Source organism: Daejeonella sp. (genome assembly GCF_049655485.1).
GTDB lineage: Bacteria > Bacteroidota > Bacteroidia > Sphingobacteriales > Sphingobacteriaceae > Daejeonella.
Genome location: NZ_JBASJU010000222.1, coordinates 1 through 1,668, shown reverse-complemented (window position 1 = coordinate 1,668; position 1,668 = coordinate 1). Strand labels below are relative to the sequence as shown.

Sequence of the window (1,668 nt, the reverse complement as noted above, 5' to 3'; positions counted from 1 at the left end):
GACTATACCGATCTGAAAAGAAGTAGCGCACTAAGCCTAAAGGATCAGTACGCTACACAGACTGGTTCTTGACCGTCTTAAAGAACAAAGATAAAAACAATTTTATTTGGAAATCAACACAGAATCTTTGCGTTAAAATAGGCGTCTTGCTTTCTCCCTGTTAAATCCAAGTGTCTACTCCATTTCATACTTCGCCTTACTGTTTACAATGATATGTTTTGTAAATTATCATCCTAATATACAACCTCTTACATGTTAATTTCACAAATAACTAACTACTTAGTTGCATAACTAAAATATTAGTTATATATTAGTATTACCGATTCGAATCAGGTAAAACAGTATTCATAAATAAAGTCAAATGGAAATTAAGGAATTAACCAAAGCGGAAGAACAGATCATGCAGGTATTGTGGGAACTGGAAAAAGGGTTTGTAAAGGATGTGGTAGATCAGCTGCCCGAGCCCAAACCGGCTTACAATACAGTTTCCACCATTATCCGCATTCTGGAAACCAAAGGGTTCATTGATCACGAGGCTTTCGGGAAAAGCCACCGTTACTTCCCATTGATCAGCATCGAAGAATACAGAAGCTTTGCAACCGAAAAACTGCTTAGCGGCTATTTCGACAATTCGGTGGAGAATATGTTTTCATTCTTCGTCCAAGAGAAAAAGCTGGATCTGAAAGAAGCAGATGAGATCCTTAAACTGATTGAAAAACTCAAAAAACACTGACCATGAACGGCTTGAATTATCTTATCCAGACTAATCTGTACCTGCTGCTCTTTATGGGCTTCTACGTACTGGTATTAAGGAACGAAACCTTCTTCAGACAGAACCGTTTCTTCCTGAACACGAGCATATTCCTGTCGTTTTTGATCCCGTTTTTTAATTCAGACTGGTTCCGCGATCTGTTTATCACACAGAGGGTACGGGAAGCAGCCATTATGCCCACCCAGATGATGTACGAAACAATTATTGTGGGCGCAACTGATACCGCACCTACTCTATCGGTTTCCGACGCCTTGTTTTGGGTTTACGCATCTGGTGCCACCTTCCTGTTAAGCCGCTTTTTATTAAGGCTAATGTTTCTCAAATCAAGATTGACAGTAACAAAGGGAAGCGCGTTTTCATTTTTCAATACCCTGGTGGTTGATACAGAAATACCAAAATCCGAAACCATTATTGGCCATGAAAAAGTTCACATGCGTCAATGGCATTCTGCCGATATCATTTTCATTGAGCTTGCCGCGATAGTTAACTGGTTTAACCCGGTTATGTATCTCTATAAAAAAGAAATCAGGCATATCCACGAGTTCATTGCTGATGAAGAAGCAGCTAAACTAATGCAGAGTAAATCCGACTACGCCATGCTACTTTTCTCCAATACGCTTGGCGTTGACCCCCTCCATTTGACAAATAATTTTTTCAATAAATCATTATTAAAAAGACGAATTCTTATGCTACACAAAACGAAATCACGCAGTACCGGACTTTGGAAGTACGGGTTTTCTGCACCCTTATTTATTTTGATGCTGATTGTATCGGCGGCGGCAGCTAGTTCAGAAAACAATCTCCTGAGTGTTGATGGCGAACGCACAATTAAACCCATTGAGCACATTGCATCAATACCTCTTCCTGAAATAATCACAGGTAAAGCAGTGAAGGCC

General features: G+C 39.9%; 2 protein-coding genes. Both read left to right on the top strand.

Annotated features, from left to right (window positions below):
• Positions 1 to 361: 361 nt before the first annotated feature.
• Positions 362 to 733, top strand: a complete 372-nt coding sequence (locus WBJ10_RS09420) for a BlaI/MecI/CopY family transcriptional regulator (protein ID WP_424289624.1) — start codon at positions 362 to 364, stop codon at positions 731 to 733.
• Positions 734 to 735: 2 nt separating this feature from the next.
• Positions 736 to 1,668: M56 family metallopeptidase (locus tag WBJ10_RS09415; protein WP_424289622.1), on the top strand; the 933-nt coding region annotated here is incomplete at its 3' end.

What these genes read in the sequence shown, in the direction of transcription:
- WBJ10_RS09420 (WP_424289624.1), top strand. Translation starts at nt 362, where the DNA reads ATGGAAATTAAGGAATTAACCAAAGCGGAAGAACAGATCATGCAGGTA.